This is a genomic window from Candidatus Poriferisocius sp. (assembly GCF_965219815.1).
Taxonomy (GTDB): Bacteria; Actinomycetota; Acidimicrobiia; order Acidimicrobiales; family Bin134; genus Poriferisocius.
Map to the genome: position 1 here is coordinate 2,078,731 of NZ_OZ244791.1, position 14,555 is coordinate 2,093,285.

The following is a 14,555-nucleotide window of genomic DNA, read 5'->3' on the forward strand; positions in this document are numbered from 1 at the left end:
TTCCCCTTGCCTCCTAGCGGAGGGGCCAGATCTTCTTGAACACCCGGGCGATCACTGCACCCACGAGAGCACCCACCACCACGTCAGAGGCGTGATGGATGCGCACGTGGACTCTGCTGGCCGCCACTATCGAAGCAACTGCCCAGATGGGCCAGCGGCGGCGACGGGACTCGGAAAGCAGAGCGGCGGCCACCACCGCGGCACTGGCGTGGCCGCTGGGGAAGCTGCTGGTGAGAGGTTGGCGCAACCGGTGGGGGTGGTCGTGCTCAGCCAATGGGCGAGAGCGGTTGAACGCCGACTTGATCGGCCCGTTGACCAGCGCCGACTCCACAGCCAGGGCCACCGACACCCGCATGGCCCGGCGGCGGCCTCGCTTGGACGTCGCTCCCGCCCAGGCCAGGGCGTGCCACAGGATGCTGAAGTTGCCCAGTTCCGAGGCGGTGTAGAACATCCGGTCGGCCACTGGGTTGCCCCGCAAGCGGGCGAATATCTGCTCGACGGCCTCGTCAAAGGCCTCGACGGCCGCCGAGGTGCCTACCGGGACGTCCTCCTCGAACCCCCCGTCGTCAAGCGCCTCGTGGTCGAGCGCTTCGCCGAAGAACGCCACGTCGTCGAGATCCTCGTCTTCGAGGTCCTCCAGCGAGTCGGCCGCTTCGGGAGCCTCCTCTGGGCGCTCGGCCTCGTCAGCGGTCATTCCCGTGCTGCCCGTATCGTCTTGTAGGCCACGCCCACCTCGTGGTTGGCGTCGTTCAGAACCTTGTAGCCGGTTTCATCGCGGATCTGGTCGAAGTTCTCGGCCACGTCTTCCACGGTGAGGTCGGGGTTGTAATAGCCGGGGGTCCGGCCAATGAAGAATCGGGCCACGGTGCCGCCGGCCGCCGAATACACCTCGCCCGACACCGGGCAGTCCTCGTGGGCCAAAAAGCACACCACCGGAGTGACGTGCTCGGGGTTCATGGCCTCTTTGATCTCCTCGCCGAAGATGGCCTCGGTCATGCGGGTGGTGGCCACCGGGGCGACGCAGTTGGCCTTGATGTTGTACTTGGCCCCCTCCAGAGCCAGCGTGTTGGTGAGCCCCACCAACCCCATCTTGGCCGCGCTGTAGTTGGACTGGCCGAAGTTGCCCAGCACGCCGGCGTTGGAGGTGGCGCACACGATGCGGCCATAGCCCTGCTCGCGCATCTGGACGAAGGCCGGCCGGGTCACGTTGAACGCCCCCCGGAGGTGGACGGCCAGCACCGGGTGGAGCTGATCGTCCTCCAGTTTGTGGAAGGTCTTGTCCCGCAGGATTCCGGCGTTGTTGACAACCACGTCCACCCGCCCAAACGCCTCCACCGCGGTGGCGGTGATGGCCGCCCCGCCCTCGGTGGTGGCCACTGAGTTGGTGTCGGCAACAGCTTCGCCGCCGCCATCGTTGATCTCATTGGCCACCAACTGGGCCGGTCCTTCGCTGGCCCCGGTGCCGTCGGCCGCCCCGCCCAAGTCGTTCACCACCAGCCGGGCCCCTCGCCGGGCCAACTCCAGGGCATACAGGCGCCCCAGGCCCCCTCCAGCCCCGGTGACGATCGCCACCCGGTTGTCAAAACTCATTGCCATGGTTGGAAGGTTACGGCGGTTGAAGCCCTCAGCGGTAAGCGCCGGGGGTGGTGAGGGGTTTGCGGAACCAGCGGCGGGGGGTGGTGATGATGGACCGGGGGTAATCCTCGAAGAGCCAGCGGGCGAAGTTTCGCCGGGTCCAGGGGGTGAGCCCGGCGATGCGCACGGCCCCGCGGGCACCGGGCCGTGTGGCCAAAACTCGGCCGAGGCGGCGGGCCATGCGGTGGTCGGCGAACAGCTCTTGGCGAACGAATCGGCGGTAGGCGGCCATAACCTGAGCGGCTTCACCGCCGCCCGCTAGCACGGAGTTGGCCGCGCCGATGCCGGTGAGCAAGGCCTGGGCGATGCCCTCGCCGCTCATCGGGTCGGTTGCCGCCGCAGCGTCGCCGGTGAACATGGTTCGCCGGGCGGTCAGCGGGATCTTGTCGATGCGGGCGGGAATGGGCCAGGCCCGGTGGGTTGTCTCCGGCTGAGCGTTATGGCCCAGAACCGCTCGGATATGGTCCCGCTCCAGCAGCTCCCGCCACAGCTTGCCCATCTCGCCCACCGCCACCGGGCCGCCGCGGCGTACGCCGAATCCCACGTTGGCCCGGCCGTCGGGTAGTGGAAACGACCACACATAACCGGGCAGAATCTCCTCCTCGAACCACACCCACAAGGCCCGGCTGGCCGGGGAGTCCACCCCTGACCAGTACTGGCGGAACGCGTGCCAATCTCCCCGGTAGCCGTCGGCGGCCAAGTCCAGGTACTTGCGGGTGGGCGACCACATCCCGTCGGCGGCGATGGCGAATCGGGCCGTCACTGTTCCGTGGTCCTCCACCTCCAGCGCCACTTGGCCGTCATCCTCGGAAACCCCCTGGCAGGCGGCGCCCTCCATCAGCACGGCGCCCTCGCCCTTGGCCTGCTCCACCAGCGCGTTGTCCAATTCCGCCCGGGGGACGACTGCCGCGAACTGGCCGCCCTTGCGCGGCAACGGGAACTCGACGGTGCGGCCTGAGGGCGATCGGATGCAGACGTCTTCCACTAGCATCCACGACGAGATCGGGGTTGGGTCCAGTCCCAAGCCCTCCAGGAGCCGCAACGCCCCGGCGGTGAGGCCGTCGCCGCAGGCCTTGGGGCGGGGGAAGCGGGCCCGGTCCACCATCACCACCCGCTGGCCGGCCCGGGCCAGGGTGATGGCCGCGGCGCAGCCCGACGGTCCGGCCCCGATGATCGCCGCGTCCCAGATGTCGTTCATCGGCTCAAACGGATCATGTGCTCTGATCCTGTCCTGAGTCACCACCGGTCATGTGCTCTGCTCGGGCGCCTGCTCTGGGTCCAATGCCTGGCGCTGACCCGGCGGTGCATCGGGGTCTTGGGCAGGGGCATCCTCGGTTGCCGGTTCTTGTGCGTCGGCCTCTCCGGGCTCGCCCTCCTCTTCTGTGGCCGGTGGAATGGAACAGAGATCAGGCCTGAGGTCTTCGTTGACATCCACCGGCGCGTGGTCCCCGATGCAATTCCGGGGAAGGATGCAAGCCACGGGCAGACCCCGGTCGTCCAGCTCCGCTACCCCGTTGCCATCGGCGTCCAGCGGCAGCACGGAGGAGGTGCAAGTCCCGCCGCAGTTGATGCCCTCTCGGGGCTGGTACAACGCGGTCACCGAGTCGCGCAGCACGGTGCCGTCGGCATAGGAGCGGCTGCGCTCGGTGGTCCGCACCGTGCAGAACCTACGCGGCGTGTCATACCGGGCTGTCCACTCCACCTCGGCATACGCGGTGGAGTACACGCTGACAGTGACGCTGCCGGCGGTCGCAGTGGGCCACAGCAGCACGGCGTAGGGGTGGGGGTTGTAGAACTTGAAGTCGGGCTTGGGCCAGGAGATGGTGGCGTCAACCCCTTCTCTATAGCGCCGGATGTCGATGCTGTGCGCCTGATACTCGGGAAACTCCATCCCGGCGTTGAAGGTGGCGGTGAACAGGGTGGTGATGAACTGGGAGATACCCCCACCCACATCTGTGGTGTAAATCCCGTCGTAGATCACGCCGGCGTCCACGAACCCCTTCTCCTCGGTGCGTTCGCCCACGTAGTCGTTGACCGAGAATGTCTCGCCCGGATAGACCACCGCCCCCTGGATCAGGTCGGCGATGCGGTGGATGTTGGAGACCCGGTCTTGGCCCGGCGTGTAGTACGTGGTGAACCGACCGGTCAGCTCCACGATGCCCCGCTCGATCAGCCAGCTCTGGTCGTTGATCTTGCTCGATTCCCGCAACTCCAACTCCACGGCGGGCTGGCCTGTATCGAGGGACAGCAACACGGTGCGGGCCGAGTTTTCCTCACAGCAGATGAGAGCAGGAACCTCGCTGACCAGCACCGGAACATCGTCGATTATCGTGAGTACTGGCTCTGAGGCCACCGTGGCCACCTCAACGAAGAGCTCGGCCAGATCGTCTTCCACCTGCTGCCGGTTGATGTCGTAGGCCCACTGGTCGCCGTCGTTTTGCAGGGTCAGCCATGATCGAAGCTGGGCTGGCTGCACTCGCTTGGTGACTTCTTGGACCGTCACCAAGATCCCCTGGGAAGTGCGCCGGTTGATCCAGTCGGCGGCAATGGTCACCGGGTCGTCGGCGAACTCGGGAGAGATCAGGCGGGCATCGGCCTCAGCTCTCAAGGGGTCATCGCCACGGCGTGCGGCCTCGAGCAAGACGGGGAGCGACGGATTCAGATCGACGATTTCGCCGGCAATGCCCGGGACCGCCAGGAAGGTCCCGTTTTCGTAGGTGATGGTGGGGTTTACCGGCTCTTTCCGCAGGTCGGCTTCCAGGTTGGCAATCTGAAGGGCATCTGCCGACAAGGTGAGAAGCAGCTCTGATCGGGAGGTCTCAAAGAACGAGGCGGTCCACCCGACAGGGTTGCTGGTTCCGCTGTCCAGCTTCATGATCGCCGCCACCGTGCCTTCCACGTCGACCTCCAGACCGATCTCTTCAGCGGTGAAAGAGACGACCCGGCTGGGGGTGACGACCTCCACCGGGGTCTGCTGGAATCGCTCGGCCAGCTCCACAACCACTTCGGTCACGTCCTGCTGGCCCAGCAAGCCGATGTCGATGCTGACGTCGGGCAGGATTGGACTCTCGATTTTCAGTCCCCGGGGCGTTTTGTCGTCGTTGCTGGACGAGTCCACCAGCCAAGACACCAGCCAGATGACCAGCAGTACCACCGGGGCGAACATGAGGACCCAGACCCAGGGAGGAAGGGGAGGTCGGCGCAGGCGGAGGGGTGGATGGCGATCCATGGGGATTACGGGATCGTAGTGGGATTGCCATTCCGATCAGGGGCGGGTCTGAGAGCGGGCATGGCCGGCCTCAGAACAGCTTGGCCTGATCGGGTTCGATGCCCCGGAGCAGGTCGTAGTCGATCTCCACGCACTCGATGCCCCGGTCGGTGCCCAGAGCCCGGGCCTGGGGGCGGACGACCTGTGCAGCGAGCACGCCCCGAACCGGGGCCAGCGCCGGATCTTGGTTCAAGAACTGGAGATAGCGGGTGAGCTGTTCGACCCCGGCGATCTCCCCGCGCCGTTTGATCTCTACGGCAATGGCATTCCCGTCGTCATCTCGGCACAGCAAGTCCACCGGGCCGATGTCGGTGGGATATTCCCGCCGCACCAGCCGGAAGCCTTCTCCCAGCATCTCGGGGGATGCGGCCAGCAGCTCTTGGAGGTGGGCCTCCACGCCGTCTTTGTCGAGCCCGGGGTCGTGGCCCAATTCGTGGTCGGTGTCGGAGATCAGCTCGTGGATGGTGATGGTCAGCTTTTCGCCGGCCGGGTTCACCACCGTCCAAACGCCGTCTTCCTCCGACAGTCGGTTGGGGGCGTTCATCCAGTTCAGCGGCTTGTAGGCGCCGCCGTCAGCGTGGATGGCCACACAGCCGTCGGCCTTGATCATGATGAGCCGCACTGCCTCGGGCAGGTGCGCGGCCAACCGGCCGTCGTAGTCCACTGAACATCGGGCGATCACCAGTCTCACTGCGGCTCCCAATCTATGGGCAGAAAACAGTGAGCGTCACCGGGCGATCACGGCCGCGGCGAGATTCGGGTGGCAGATCACGAAATCAGATATGTAGGTGTCGGATTGGTTGAACCGCAACTCGGCTCCGTTGAGGTGGGAGACATGCAGCCCCGCGGCCGCGGCCACCGCGGCGGGCGCGCACAGGTCCCACTCGTGCAGCCCGGAGGCATGGGCGTACACCTCGGCTTCGCCGCGGATCACCGCCGCGGCCTTGGCCCCGGCCGAGCCCAACTGGATGATGGTGGCCCCGAGGTTGTCGGCGATGTGGCGGGCCAGTCGACCGGGCCGGCTCCTGCTAGTGATGACTCGGGGAGGGTTGGCTGCCACCGGGGTGGGAGAGCTCGGCTCGGTGGCCAGGGTGATGCCCTGGGCCGGGAGGGACACCGCCGCGGCCACGGGTACGCCGTCGGCAACCAGGGCCACGTGGACAGCCCAGTCGGTGCGGCCGGGGATGGAGAACTCCCGGGTGCCGTCGAGTGGATCCACGATCCACACTCGGCGGTGCTCGAGCCGACGGCGGTCGTCCATCGACTCCTCAGACAGCACCATGTCTTCTGGGCGGTGCCGGTGGAGGGCATTGGCGATGAAGTCGTGGGCGGCGGCATCGCCTCGGGACCCGACGGCGAACGGGGCCAGCCGCTGGCCGCTCAGCTCTTCTCGCAAATCGACCAGAAGCTTGCCCGCTTCCGAAGCCAGCCAAGCAGCCAGTTGATGGTCGTTCACGGTTGGGGAGAGATGTCGAGCAAGTCCATTACCTGGTCGCGAAGGCCGGGGGCTACCGCGATGAAGCCATCCATCAGCGGGTCGGGGCGGTTGAACACCACGTCGGTACCGTCGGTCCCGAACACCTGACCGCCGCCGGCTCTCACCAGCGCGGCCCCGCCGGCCACGTCCCACTCGTTCTTGGGGACCAGCGTCCAGGTGGCGTCGGCCAGTCCGGCACCCACCAGGCTGAGCTTGTAGGCCACCGAGCCCATATTGCGCACCGCGATCGGCGTGGAGAAAAAGCGCTCCCACTCGCCCCGCTTCATCTCGCTGCGCGAGGCCAGCACCAGCGCGCCCCGGATATCGGTGGTGCCCGTCGTGCCCGCGGGCTGGCCGTTGCACTCCACCCCGGTCTCGTTCGACCCGATGATCAGGTGCCCATTGGGCGGGCTCAGAACGCCGCCGGCTACCGGCACCCCGTCTTCCACCAGTCCCACCGAGACGCACCACTCAGGAATGCCGTCGATGAACTCCCGGGTGCCGTCGATTGGGTCCACCACCCACACCCTGCGCCGGTCCAGCCGGCTGGCGGCGTCGGTGGTCTCCTCCGAAAGCCAGCCCTCGTCACCGCCTCGCAGTGCCGCGGCCAGCGCTTCGTTGACCGCGGTATCGGCTGCGGTCAGCGGGTCGCCCCCGTCTTTGAGCTCCGATTCGATTTCCCCGGGGGTGAAACGCTTGAGCACTTCGTCGGCTGCGGCCAGCGCGTCGGCAATTCGTTGTAGGTCATCGGCCCGCGACACTTGTGTGGCCGATCTATTCCAGATACCCCTCGGCCACCAGGTGGTCGATGATGACCTGGGCTGCTTCATCGGGCGTCTGATCCACGGTGGGCAGAACGACGTCGGCATCAGCCGGTTCCTCGTAGGGGTCGGAGATGCCGGTGAACTCCTTGATGATCCCAGCCCGAGCCTTGGCGTACAGCCCCTTGCGATCCCGCTCCTCGCACACTTCCAGCGGGGTGGACACATACACCAGCACGTAGCCGCCGTTGGCCGAGATGGCCTCCCGGTTCTTGTACCGGGGTCCGGCATAGGGGGCGATCGGCGCGCAGATGGCGATGCCGCCGTGCTTGGTGATCTCCGAGGCCACATAGCCGATGCGGGTGATGTTGATGTCGCGGTGCTCCTTGGAGAACCCCAGCTCCGACGACAGGTTGGTGCGCACCACATCGCCGTCCAGCAGGGTCACCGGCCGGCCGCCCCGCTCCAGGAGCTTGGACATGAGCGCGTTGGCGATGGTGGATTTGCCCGAGCCGCTCAGACCGGTGAAGAACACGGTAAAGCCCTGCTTGGACTTCTGGGGATGAGTGCGGCGCAGCTCGGACACCACCTCCGGGTAGCTGAACCACTCGGGGATGTCGTCGCCCGATGCCAGCCGGTCCCGCAGCTCGGTGCCGCTGATGCTGAGCGTGGCCGTGCCCTCGTCCACCTCGTCTACCGGGTGGTAGCTGTCGCTGTCGGGGACGTACACCATCATCTTGAACGGCACCATGGTCACGCCCAGCTCGTCGGTGTAGTCCTGCAACATGTCTTGGGCGTCGTAGGGGCCGTAGAAGGGGTTGCCGGAGGCGTCGGAGCCCGGCCCGGCGTGGTCTCGGCCCACGATGAAGTGGGACACGCCGTGGTTCTTGCGGATGATGGCGTGCCACACCGCCTCCCGGGGTCCGCCCATGCGCATGGCCAGCGGCAGCATGGCCAGCATGGCCGAGTTCTCCGGGTAGCGCTTGATGATGTGCTGGTACACCCGGCCCCGGGTGTAGTGGTCCACATCGCCGGGCTTGGTCATGCCCACCACCGGGTGGATCAGCAGGTTGGCCTCGGCCTCCACCGCCGCCCTTCGGGTGAGCTCCACGTGGGCCCGGTGCATCGGGTTGCGGGTTTGGAAGGCCACCACCCGGCTCCAGCCCGCCGCTTCGAATTCCGCCCGCAGCTGGGCCGGGGTGCGCCGCAGCTCGGTGAAGTCGTAGTGGACCGGGAGTTGCAGGCCCTGTACCGATCCGCCCATGTAGAACCGAGCGGTGTTGTGAAGCAGGTGGCCCACGCCGGGGTGGTCGGGGTCCAAGCTGTCGAATACCGACTCGGCCTCAGTTGCGGTATCGGGTTGCCACACGTCGCCCACGGTGAGCACGGCCAACATGACCCCTTCTATGTCCCGCAGCGCCAGCCGGCCGGCGGCCTGAGCAGCCTCGGCGGTGTCGCCGTCCACGTCCAGGGTGATGGGCATGGGCCAAAGCGTGCCGTCGGCCAGCCGCATGTCGGAGCACACCTGCTCGTAGTCGGCTTGGCCCATGAAGCCCCGCAGAGGCGAGAAGCCACCGTTCAGCAGCAGCTCCAAGTCACAGAGGTGGCGGGGCTGGAGGGTGAACGACGGAAGGTCGCGCGATTCCGATTTGAGTTCCTCGGCAGTGGCGTTGTCGACCATCAGATCGGTCAGCTCGCCGCCATGGGGTTGGATCAAGTTTGAAGCCACGGAGGTATTTCATATCGCAGGATTGCCGTGTTTAAGCCATCAAGCCGCCAATCGGCCACAAAGCAGGCGGGAGTCCCGGGTTTCTGCTCATAGCATCACTCAGGATGAATGGCGACGCGGTGCTCACGATCGCGGTGTTGGCGGTGATGGGCGCGGGGCTCATCAGCAACCGGCTTTCGCCTGCCGCTGGAGTGCTGGGTGCCACCGGTGGCTTGTTCTTGTTGCGGGTGATTGACGCCGACCAGGCCTTCCGCGGGTTCGCCAACCCCGCTCCCATCACCATCGGGGCGCTGTATGTGGTAGCCGGCGCGGTCACCAAGACCAACGCCTTGCAGCCCATGGTGGCTCGGATACTGGATCGTGGGTCTCGAACCCGGGTATCGCTGATCCGGCTGCTGACCCCTGCCAGTGCGGCGTCGGCGTTCTTGGCCAACACTCCCATCGTGGCCATGCTGGTGCCCGCGGTGCGGGGCTGGACAGAGCGCTATGGCCGGGCCGCTTCCCGGTTCCTGATCCCCCTGTCATACGCCACCATTTTGGGCGGGGCGATCACCGCCATCGGCACCAGCACCAATCTGGTTTTGGGCGGCCTATTGCAGTCGGTGGGCTACGACGAACTGGAGATGTTCGAGCTGGCCCGATTCGGTCTGCCGCTGGCCGGTGCCGGACTGGTGTTGATCGTGGTTGCCGCCCCCTGGCTGCTGCCCGAACGGCGCGATCCCGAGGCGGGGGGCGAGGGCCGTTCCTATTTGGTGTCGATGGAGGTGGTCGCCCAGGGGGCGTTCGACGGGCAGTCGGTGGAGGCCGGGGGACTGCGCCACCTCCAAGGAGTGTTCTTGGTGGAAGTGGAAAGGCAGGGCACGGTGATCGCCCCGGTGGCCCCCACGTTCGTGCTCCGGGGCGGCGACCGGCTCACGTTCGCCGGGCGGGTGGACCTGGTGGTGGACCTCCAGGCGATGTCCGGGCTGGTTTCGGCCGAGGATCCCCACCTGGAGGCGGTGGACTCCGACGACCACACGTTCTTTGAGGCAGTAGTAGGGGCGGCTTCGCCGCTCAGCGGGCGGACGCTGGCCGAGGCGGGTTTCCGGGGCCGCTACCAGGCCGCAGTTGTAGGCATCCACCGCTCCGGCGCGCCGGTGGAGGCCAAGTTCGGCCAGGTGCGGCTGCGCACCGGCGACACCCTGCTGGTGCTGGCCGCCGACGGGTTCGATGAGCGGTGGCGCAACCAGAACGACTTCCTGCTGGTATCGCGATTGGGCGGGTCGCCGCCGAGGGCCAGCCGGCGGGCGCCGGTGGCTCTGGCCGCGGTGGTGGCCCTGGTGGTGCTGCCCGCCACAGGGGTGCTGAGCGTGCTGGAGGCGGCGCTGATCGCGGCCGGCGCGGTGGTCGTCGGCGGGTTGCTCACCCCCCGGGAGGCCAGAGAGGCGGTGGACTTCAGCGTGCTCATCACCATCGGAGCGGCGTTCGGCCTGGGCGCGGCACTGGACGAGGCTGGTTTGGCCGAGGACTTGGCCGACGGCATCGTCACCGGCTTCGACTTTTTGGGTGATGCCGGGGTGGTGCTGGGCATTGTGATCGCCACCATGCTGCTCACCGAGTTGATCACCAACGTGGCTGCGGTGGCTCTGGTGTTCCCGGTGGCACTGGAGGCGGCTGCTCAGTCCGGTTTGGATCCCCGCACTTTGGCGCTCGGGGTGGCAGTAGCTGCCTCGGCCTCGTTCCTGACCCCTATCGGCTATCAGACCAACACCATGGTGTACGGCCCCGGCCGCTATCGCTTCACCGACTATCTCCGGTTGGGAGTGCCGATGTCGCTGCTCACCCTGGTGCTGCTCACCGTCTTGGTGGCAGCCGCGGCCTGATCTCGCCTATTTACAGAACACCAACGGCCATTTCGGCGGCGTGGGCCAGCATGGCGTCCACTCGTCGGGCGATGTCGTGGACATCGCCGGTGGTTCCCATTCCGCCGGTCATCCCCTGCAAGCGGCGGGCGTAGGCTCCCTCCACGATGCAGGCCTGTTTCCACCAGCTGAACACTGCGTAGTAGGGGAGGTCCGATAGGTCGAAGCCCGACTGGGCGGCGTAGCGGTCGGCCACTTCCTGGCGGCGGACGAAGCAGTCCTGAAGGGTGGGCGGATCGGTGAGGAAGCTCATTTCGTCGCCGGGATCGGCCCAGTACTGGAGCGACCAGGCGAAGTCGGCGATGGGATTGCCGGTGGTACACAGCTCCCAGTCCAACACTGCGGCGATCTTCCACTGGTCATCGAGCACGGTGTTGTCGAACCGGTAGTCGCCATGGGCCAACGCTGGGGAGGCAGTCTCAGTGGGCTTCGCCGCGCTCAGCCGCTCGTGCAACTCGATGAGCAGTGGCACCTCCCGCACTCCGGCGGCCTCCACCTGGCGGCGCCAGCGCTTGAGCTGGCGGCCCACATAGTCCTCCCGGCGGCCCAAGTCTCCCAGGCCTACCTCATCGAGGTCGAGGGTGTGGAAGGCGATCTGCACGTCGAGCAGGCTCTGGGTGGCAAACTCGGCCTGCTCGGGGGTCATGCCAGCGGCGGAGTCCTGGTCCCTCAGTATGCGCCCTTCCACGAAGCTCATCACGTAGAAGTCGGCCCCGTTCACCGTGTGGTCGTCGCAGAAGGCCACCATCTCGGGCACCGGCACGTTGCTGGCCTCGCCCAGAGCGGCCATGATGCGCCACTCCCGACCCATGTCGTGGGCAGTAGCCAGCGCCGATCCAACCGGGGGTCGCCGCAGCGCCCACTGTCGGCCTCCGGAATCAGTCAGTCGGAAGGTGAGGTTGGACCCACCGGCGGCAATCAGGTCAAAGGTGAACGGCGGCTCGCTGTCGGCGATGTTGCCGGTTAGCCAGGCAGTGACCGGCGCTTCATCGATTCCAGCGATATCGGTGCTCGACGATTCTTGCGTGCTCATGACTACCGATTCTTGCTGTGCGATGACTCCACCGCGCCAGTCTGGTCTTCCGCTACGGTCAGTGCCATGTCTCCAACTGCGCTACTGACCCGCTCCGATTCTGTATCACCGGAGGTCGATGACCTCGGTGTGGCCCTGGGGTCGCTGGACACCCCGATCGGACCGCTGAATGTTGCCGCCACCTCGCAGGGGCTGGTGAGGATCGGATTCGGCTACATGGAAGAAAGAGCAGACATGATGGCCGAACTGGCCGAACTCCCCGGTTCGATGGGCGAGGGCGACCCCGCTTGGCTGGACGAGCCCTTCGCCCAGATCGATGGGTACTTCGAGGGCCGTCGACAGCAGTTCGACTTGGCCATGGACTGGCGGCTGAGCCACGGGTTCTACCGCCGGGTGCTGGAGACGCTGATGACCGTGGACTACGCCACGACGGTGTCCTACGGGGAGCTTGCCTTTATGGCCGGTTCGCCCGGTGCGGCCCGAGCGGTGGGCACGGCCATGTCCAGCAACCCGATCTCGTTGGTGGTGCCCTGCCACCGAGTGGTGCGAAGCGACGGGTCGGTGGGGGAGTACGGAGGCCGCCCCGAAGTGAAGACCTGGCTGTTGGAGCACGAGAGCGCCTGCCGGGGCTGATGACTCGCCTCAGCAAGCTGGACCGGTCGGTGGCCGGGCGGGTGGCGGTGGTCACCGGCGCGGCCTCGGGCATGGGTCGGGCCACCGCGTGGCTTCTGGCCGACGAGGGGGCCGAGGTGGCTGCGCTCGACGTCAACCGCTCCGGGGTGGAGGAGACGGCGGCCGCCATCGTCGACGCGGGCGGCACCGCATTGGCGGTGGCCTGCGACCTGGCCGATCCCGAAGTGGTGGAGACGGTGGTGGAGCAGGTTCGAAGCGAGCTGGGCCCGGTGGACATCCTGATCAACAACGCGGGCATTGCCGCCGGCGCTCCAGTGGAGGCCGCCGACTACGAGGACGTGTGGGCCGCTGCCATGGAGGTGAACCTCACGGCACAGATGCGCTTGGTGCGGGCCTGCCTGGACGACCTGAAGCGCAACGGCGACGGCCGCATCGTCAACGTGGCCTCCACCGAGGGGGTGATGGCCACGCCCAACACCTCGCCCTACACCGTGAGCAAGCACGGCGTGGTCGGCCTCACCCGGGCGCTGGCCGTGGAGTTGGGTCAGTGGGGGGTGACCGCCAACGCGATCTGTCCCGGCCCGATCCGCACCGCAATGACCGGCGACATCCCCGAAGAGGCCAAGAAGAAATACGCCCGTCGCCGGGTCCCGGCCCGTCGCTACGGCGATCCCGAAGAGGTAGCCCAGGTCACTCTTTCGCTGGTGCTGCCCGCCGCATCATTCATCAACGGCGCCGTCGTGCTGGTAGACGGCGGCCTCCACGCCAAGTCCAACTAAGAGGTAGGCCGCCGAGGGCAGGCGGGCTTAGGCGCTTCTGCGCCGCCTCTCGTTCCAGAAGACCGCTTGGAGTTCGAATTCGTCGACGTTGTCGAGAACTTCATCATCCTCGGTGTCCCAAAAGGAGTGGGTCTCCACGAAGGCGGTGAACTCGGACAGCTGCTTGGGCTCGGGCAGATCGGGAACGTTGCGGAATCGGCCGAACAGGTCGGTTGAAACTCCGGACGCGCGCAGCAAGTAGGCGCCGAGCAAATGCACGACGAGATAGGCCCCTACAACAATGCCCAAGGTCATGCCTGAACCGGCACTATAGGACTGAGACATGCCGTCCACAACTGGTTCACAGGGAAATCCACCATTCCAGTGGGAGCAGTGCTTATAATTCCTGCTCCTCTTATCGGTACCCGACCGTTCCCAAGCTTGTGACCGGCCAGTATGTGTTGGGGTGAGACCCTGTCGTTTCAACACGGTCGAGCGCAACTCGGGTTGTCCGACAACCTAGTTCTAGTGTGAGGGCCGTGCTTGATGCGTCCACTGTCACGGTCAATACCCCCGAGTCGGGCATCACCCAGATCACTTTGTCGCGCCCTGAGCGGCTCAACGCCATCAGCCCCGAGCTCATTGCCGACTTGCATGGGGCCCTTGAGGAGGTGGAGCGGGACCGGTCTCAGCGGGCGGTGGTTCTCACCGGTGCCGGGCGGGGATTCTGCTCCGGTGCCGATCTCAAGGCCGGGGGCGAGCAGGGGTTCGCCGAGCCACCCGAGCAGAGCCGGGTGGGGGCCATCTATGACATGCAGCTCGACCTGGCCAACCTCATGCTCAAGATCTACGAGCTGCGGGTGCCGGTGATCGCTGCGGTGAACGGCCCCGCCGTCGGGGGAGGGTTCGCCATTGCCTTGCACTGCGACGTTCGGGTGGCCGCGGAGTCGGCCCGGTTCGGCTCGGTGTTCATCAAGGTGGGCCTGTCGTCGCTGGACGTGGGCAACAGCTACCTGCTGCCCCGGATCGTTGGGGCTGGCCGAGCTCGGGAGCTGATGCTCACCGGCCGGATCTTCGATGCCGCCGAGGCCGATCGCATCGGACTGGTGTCGCAAGTGGTGCCCGACGGCCAGGTGGTGGAGGCTGCCCTCGATGTGGCCCGGCAAATTGCGGCCAACAATGAGTACGGGGTGTGGATGACCAAGCTCGGGGCCAATGCCACGCTTGACGCCCCCAGCCTGCGTCACGCGATGGAGTTGGAGAACCGCACTCAGGTACTGGGCACATTCACCGGGAACATGTCCGAGGCATCACAGGCCTTTCGAGAGGGCCGTGAGCCCCGTTGGAATCCGCTGTAGGA

Annotated in this window: 14 protein-coding genes; 4 read left to right on the plus strand and 10 right to left on the minus strand. The window is 66.6% G+C overall.

Features of this window, described 5'->3' with window-relative positions; all coding sequences use genetic code 11:
• Positions 1 to 13 precede the first annotated feature (13 nt).
• The 8 genes from ACOQPI_RS09930 to ACOQPI_RS09965 form a co-directional block, all read right to left on the minus strand.
• Complete coding sequence (locus ACOQPI_RS09930; protein WP_420619493.1) at positions 14 to 694, minus strand: phosphatase PAP2 family protein; 681 nt, start codon at positions 692 to 694, stop codon at positions 14 to 16.
• The gene (locus tag ACOQPI_RS09935) at positions 691 to 1,596 is read right to left on the minus strand and encodes an SDR family oxidoreductase (protein WP_420619494.1); all 906 of its coding nucleotides are present in this window, start codon (positions 1,594 to 1,596) and stop codon (positions 691 to 693) included. The genes ACOQPI_RS09930 and ACOQPI_RS09935 overlap by 4 nt, the downstream gene beginning before the upstream one ends.
• Before the next feature lie 28 nt (positions 1,597 to 1,624).
• On the minus strand, positions 1,625 to 2,833 hold the full coding sequence (locus tag ACOQPI_RS09940; RefSeq protein ID WP_420619495.1) for a geranylgeranyl reductase family protein: 1,209 nt from the start codon (positions 2,831 to 2,833) through the stop codon (positions 1,625 to 1,627).
• 48 nt (positions 2,834 to 2,881) lie between these two features.
• Positions 2,882 to 4,864: a VanW family protein gene (locus ACOQPI_RS09945; protein WP_420619496.1), complete on the minus strand. Its 1,983-nt coding sequence runs from the start codon at positions 4,862 to 4,864 to the stop codon at positions 2,882 to 2,884.
• A gap of 70 nt (positions 4,865 to 4,934) precedes the next feature.
• Entirely contained in the window at positions 4,935 to 5,594 is a 660-nt protein-coding gene (gene nucS, locus ACOQPI_RS09950; RefSeq protein WP_420619497.1) for an endonuclease NucS, read from the minus strand.
• 36 nt (positions 5,595 to 5,630) lie between these two features.
• Positions 5,631 to 6,359, minus strand: coding sequence for a 3'(2'),5'-bisphosphate nucleotidase CysQ (locus ACOQPI_RS09955; RefSeq protein WP_420619498.1), 729 nt, complete (start codon positions 6,357 to 6,359; stop codon positions 5,631 to 5,633).
• Positions 6,356 to 7,141 (minus strand): 3'(2'),5'-bisphosphate nucleotidase CysQ, encoded by a 786-nt coding sequence (locus tag ACOQPI_RS09960; protein ID WP_420619499.1) that lies wholly within the window; start codon positions 7,139 to 7,141, stop codon positions 6,356 to 6,358. The genes ACOQPI_RS09955 and ACOQPI_RS09960 overlap by 4 nt, the downstream gene beginning before the upstream one ends.
• Positions 7,142 to 7,154: 13 nt before the next feature.
• Entirely contained in the window at positions 7,155 to 8,870 is a 1,716-nt protein-coding gene (locus tag ACOQPI_RS09965; protein WP_420619500.1) for a bifunctional sulfate adenylyltransferase/adenylylsulfate kinase, read from the minus strand.
• A gap of 104 nt (positions 8,871 to 8,974) precedes the next feature.
• On the opposite strand from ACOQPI_RS09965, the gene ACOQPI_RS09970 reads away from it, so the two are divergent.
• Entirely contained in the window at positions 8,975 to 10,732 is a 1,758-nt protein-coding gene (locus ACOQPI_RS09970) for an SLC13 family permease (protein WP_420619501.1), read from the plus strand.
• 10 nt (positions 10,733 to 10,742) lie between these two features.
• Here the strand turns inward: ACOQPI_RS09970 and ACOQPI_RS09975 are convergent, their stop codons facing one another.
• Positions 10,743 to 11,804 carry a phosphotransferase family protein gene (locus ACOQPI_RS09975; RefSeq protein WP_420619502.1) on the minus strand — a complete coding sequence of 354 codons (1,062 nt, stop codon included), beginning with the start codon at positions 11,802 to 11,804 and terminating at the stop codon, positions 10,743 to 10,745.
• Between the two features lie 66 nt (positions 11,805 to 11,870).
• Here ACOQPI_RS09975 and ACOQPI_RS09980 point away from each other — a divergent pair, with 66 nt between their 5' ends.
• Together ACOQPI_RS09980 and ACOQPI_RS09985 are read left to right on the plus strand one after the other, a co-directional pair.
• On the plus strand, positions 11,871 to 12,437 hold the full coding sequence (locus tag ACOQPI_RS09980; protein WP_420619503.1) for a methylated-DNA--[protein]-cysteine S-methyltransferase: 567 nt from the start codon (positions 11,871 to 11,873) through the stop codon (positions 12,435 to 12,437).
• Positions 12,437 to 13,216 (plus strand): SDR family NAD(P)-dependent oxidoreductase, encoded by a 780-nt coding sequence (locus ACOQPI_RS09985; protein ID WP_420619504.1) that lies wholly within the window; start codon positions 12,437 to 12,439, stop codon positions 13,214 to 13,216. Before ACOQPI_RS09980 ends, ACOQPI_RS09985 begins: the two co-directional genes overlap by 1 nt.
• A gap of 27 nt (positions 13,217 to 13,243) precedes the next feature.
• Here ACOQPI_RS09985 and ACOQPI_RS09990 read toward each other — a convergent pair whose 3' ends face one another.
• On the minus strand, positions 13,244 to 13,510 hold the full coding sequence (locus ACOQPI_RS09990) for a hypothetical protein (protein WP_420619505.1): 267 nt from the start codon (positions 13,508 to 13,510) through the stop codon (positions 13,244 to 13,246).
• Positions 13,511 to 13,734: 224 nt separating this feature from the next.
• Here ACOQPI_RS09990 and ACOQPI_RS09995 point away from each other — a divergent pair, with 224 nt between their 5' ends.
• Positions 13,735 to 14,553, plus strand: a complete 819-nt coding sequence (locus ACOQPI_RS09995; RefSeq protein WP_420619506.1) for an enoyl-CoA hydratase/isomerase family protein — start codon at positions 13,735 to 13,737, stop codon at positions 14,551 to 14,553.
• Positions 14,554 to 14,555: the final 2 nt, after the last annotated feature.